This window comes from Amycolatopsis rhizosphaerae (genome assembly GCF_007713715.1).
In the GTDB taxonomy this organism is placed as follows: Bacteria; Actinomycetota; Actinomycetes; order Mycobacteriales; family Pseudonocardiaceae; genus Amycolatopsis_E; species Amycolatopsis_E rhizosphaerae.
Map to the genome: position 1 here is coordinate 1 of NZ_VJWX01000640.1, position 3,518 is coordinate 3,518.

The 3,518-nt window shown below is 72.9% G+C and carries 3 protein-coding genes; 1 reads left to right on the plus strand and 2 read right to left on the minus strand.

Translation table 11 applies throughout. The features are described 5' to 3' along the window. Positions 1 to 154 precede the first annotated feature (154 nt). Entirely contained in the window at positions 155 to 1,399 is a 1,245-nt protein-coding gene (ilvA, locus tag FNH05_RS34685) for a threonine ammonia-lyase IlvA (protein ID WP_144593078.1), read from the plus strand. Positions 1,400 to 1,490: 91 nt separating this feature from the next. Here the strand turns inward: ilvA and FNH05_RS34690 are convergent, their stop codons facing one another. Together FNH05_RS34690 and FNH05_RS34695 are read right to left on the minus strand one after the other, a co-directional pair. Next, positions 1,491 to 2,768, minus strand: coding sequence for an MFS transporter (locus FNH05_RS34690; RefSeq protein ID WP_144593079.1), 1,278 nt, complete (start codon positions 2,766 to 2,768; stop codon positions 1,491 to 1,493). A 102-nt stretch (positions 2,769 to 2,870) separates the two neighbouring features. Next, the coding region (locus tag FNH05_RS34695; RefSeq protein ID WP_144593080.1) for an MBL fold metallo-hydrolase at positions 2,871 to 3,518 on the minus strand (648 nt) is incomplete at its 5' end.

A 3,518-nucleotide genomic window follows, 5' to 3' on the forward strand; every position in this document is an offset into this window, starting at 1 on the left:
GGCCTCAAGGCCCCCTAGAACCCGGGCCCCCTCACGGCAACCCGCGGCCCCAGAGGGAGTGACATCGCCGACCCCGGCGGGTGGACGGGACGGCCGGGCGGGCGCCGCTCACTAGGCTGGACGGAGTACCGACCCGGGAAGGACTGGCGAGAGCATGAGCGTGGAGGCCGCTGCCGTCGACGCGGCATACGAACGGTTGCAGGGTGTCGTGGCCCGCACTCCCCTGCAGCGCCACGAACGGCTCTCCGCCCGCACCGGCGCGGACGTGTGGCTCAAGCGCGAGGACCTGCAGGTGGTCCGCTCCTACAAGCTGCGCGGCGCCTACAACCTGCTCGCCCAGCTCGATCCGGACCAGCGGGACCGGCCGATCGTGTGCGCCAGCGCGGGGAACCACGCACAGGGGGTCGCGTTCGCCTGCCGGGCGCTCGAACTGCGAGCCCGGATCTTCGTCCCGCGCACCACGCCCCGCCAGAAGCGGGACAGGATCGCACTGCTCGGCGGCGACCGCGTGGAGACCATCGTCGGCGGCGACACCTACGACGCCGCCTCCGCCGCCGCGCGGGAGGACGCCGAGCGCACCGGCGCCGTGATGGTGCCCGCCTTCGACCACCCCGACGTGATCGCCGGGCAGGGCACGGTCGCCCGGGAGATCGCCGAACAGCTCGGCACCGCCCCGGACGTGGTCGTCGTCCCGGTCGGCGGTGGGGGCCTGGTCTCCGGGATGACCACCTGGCTGGCCAAGCACCATCCCGCGACCCGTGTCCTCGGTGTCGAACCCCGCGGCGCGGCGAGCATGGCGGCCGCGATCGCGGCCGGACGGCCGGTCGAACTGGCCGCCCTCGACGGTTTCGTGGACGGCGCGGCGGTGCGCAAGGTCGGCGCCCACACCCACGGCGTGCTCGCGGAGCATCCCATCGACCTGCGCGAGGTGGACCCCGGCGTGCTGTGCGAGGAGATGCTCGACCTGTTCGACGTCGACGGCATCATCGCGGAACCGGCCGGGGCGCTGGCCACCGCGGCGCTGCGCACGTCCGGCCTCGTCGCGCCGGGCGACACCGTGGTCGCCGTCGTCTCCGGTGGCAACCACGACGTGAGCCGCTACGCCGAGGTCATCGAACGGGCACTGGTCTCACGCGGGGTGAAGCACTACTTCCTGGTCGAGTTCCCGCAGGAACCGGGTGCGCTGCGCCGGTTCCTGGACGAGGTGCTCGGCCCGGACGACGACATCACCCTGTTCGAGTACGTCAAGCGCACCAACCGCGAGTTCGGCCCGGCGCTGGTGGGCCTCGAACTGGGTGCCCCGGAGGACCTCGCGCCCCTGCTCGCGCGCCTCGACGCCTCGCCGATCTCGGCGCAGAAGCTGTCGCCCGAAGATCCCACCTTCCGCTTCCTGATCTAGGCCTCGCGGGCCGCCCCGGACCAGGGCCGTGAAGGGTCCCTTCACAGTCAAATCGACCGTGAAGGGACCCTTCACGGCCAACACTTACGCGTCACTGGTGCGCGCTGGCGTGCAGGGCGACCGTGCCCGGGCAGGGCGGCGCGGCGGGCACCGCGGCGGGCGCGGGTTCCCGCCGCCGGGACGCGCCGAGGTAGGCCGCCGACGCGATGACCGCCAGCACGATGATGCCAAGGCCGTAGGCGGTCGCCGTGGTCACCAGGCCCGCGCTGCGCACGACGGCCCCCGCGGCCAGTGCGGGCAGGCTCATGCCGAGGTAGGAGACCACGTAGATGGCCGCGACCACGCCGGAACGCTCGGCGGCGGGCGAGGCGGCGGTGAGCACCTTGAACGCCCCGCTGAAGGCCGGGCCGAAACCGCAGCCCGCGATCGCGGTGCCGAGGAAGAACAGCAGTTCCGATCCACTGTGGACGGCGTCGAGGATCAGCAGGACCCCGGCGACCAGCGCGACCGAACCGGTCAGCAGCGCCCGCCCCGCGGGCCAGTTCGAAGTCAGGCTCGAGGTGAGCGCCCCCGCACAGGCCAGCACCGTGATCACCAGTCCGGCGGTCAGGTGGCTGCCGCTGTGCAGCAGCGTGCCCGTCAGCGAAGCGCCGAGCGAAAGGTAGAGCCCGCTCAGCGACCAGAAGGCGAACAGCGAGGGGGCGATCGCCACGAACAGCGGCCGGGCGCTGCCCGGCACCACCACGCGCGGCCGCAGCGCGGGCAGCCACCGGCCGTCCGGTTCCGCGGTTTCCGGCATGAACACCACCGTGACGGCGGCCAGGACGAACAGTGCGGCGAGCAGCCAGTAGATGAGCTGTGTCGGGTACGGCCCGTGTTCGACGAGCAGGCCGGAGCCGAGCGCGCCCGCGCCGAGCCCGAGTGACGGCGCGATGCTCGCCACCTGCGCCCCCAGCCGGGGCCGCGAGGACGGCTGGAGGTCGATCAGGCTCGCGCTCATCGCGCCCGTGGCCAGTCCGGTGGCCAGGCCCTGGACCACCCGCGCGACGATCAGGGAGCCCACCCCGCCCGCTTCCGCGAACACCACCATCGCCGCCGTCTGCAGCAGCAGCGCGGCGAACAGGACGGGCTTGCGTCCAATGTGGTCACACAGCGACCCGGTGCACACCAGCGCCAGCAGCAGGCACAGCACGTAGACGGCGAACACGACCGTCAGCATGATCGGGGAGAATCCCCAGCGCTGCTGGTACAGAACGTACATGGGGGACGGGGTGCTCGCGGCGAACAGCAACAGCCCCAGGGAAACGGCCACCGCCCAGAAGGAAACGGTGCGCGGCAGGGTCGGACGACCCGCTCTTCCAGATGTCACGGGCGTCACTCTAACCGCCGGGCACGCCGCGCATCAGTGGATTTCGAAGGCGCGAACGGCAAAACCGTCCGGCCGCCCGCGCGGCGCCCGGGAGGCCGGAAATCAGTTCCGCCCGCCCCAGTCCAGGCGGTCGGCCAGCCCGGCGGCGGTGAAGGCCGCCACCAGATCATCGCGACCTTCCGTGAAGTGGGCCCAGCCGTCGTAGTGGACGGGAACCACCCGGCCCGCTCCGAGGATCCGGGCGGCCTCGGCGGCACGGGCGCTGTCCAGGACGATCGGCTGGTTGTCGAAGAGAACGGGGAAGCGGGGAGCGCCGGCGAAGAGGATGGCGGTGTCGACCGGGGCGAACCGGGCGGCGATCTCCCGGACCGCGTCGAGCGAGGCGTTGTCGCCGCTGACGTAAACGGTGGGCAGGCCCTGCCCGGTCAGCACGAAGCCGACGACCTGGCCGGTGACCGGCTCGGTCTCCTCGCGGGAGCCGGGGCCATGGAGGGCGGGGACGCCCGTCACGGTGATCGTGCCGCCGTCGGGGCGGTTCAAGGCGATGGTTTCCCAGTCGGCCAGGCCCTTGGCCGTCCCTCCCAGGCGCTCGCCGCCGCCGGGCGTGGTCAGGGTGAGGGGAACGTCGGCGAGCAGGGCCCGGCCGGACCTGTCGAGGTTGTCGGCGTGCTCGTCGTGCGAGAGCAGGACCACGTCGATGCGGCCGAGCTCCGCCGGGGTGGTGGCCGGGGGCGCGGTCTTGGTCAGGAC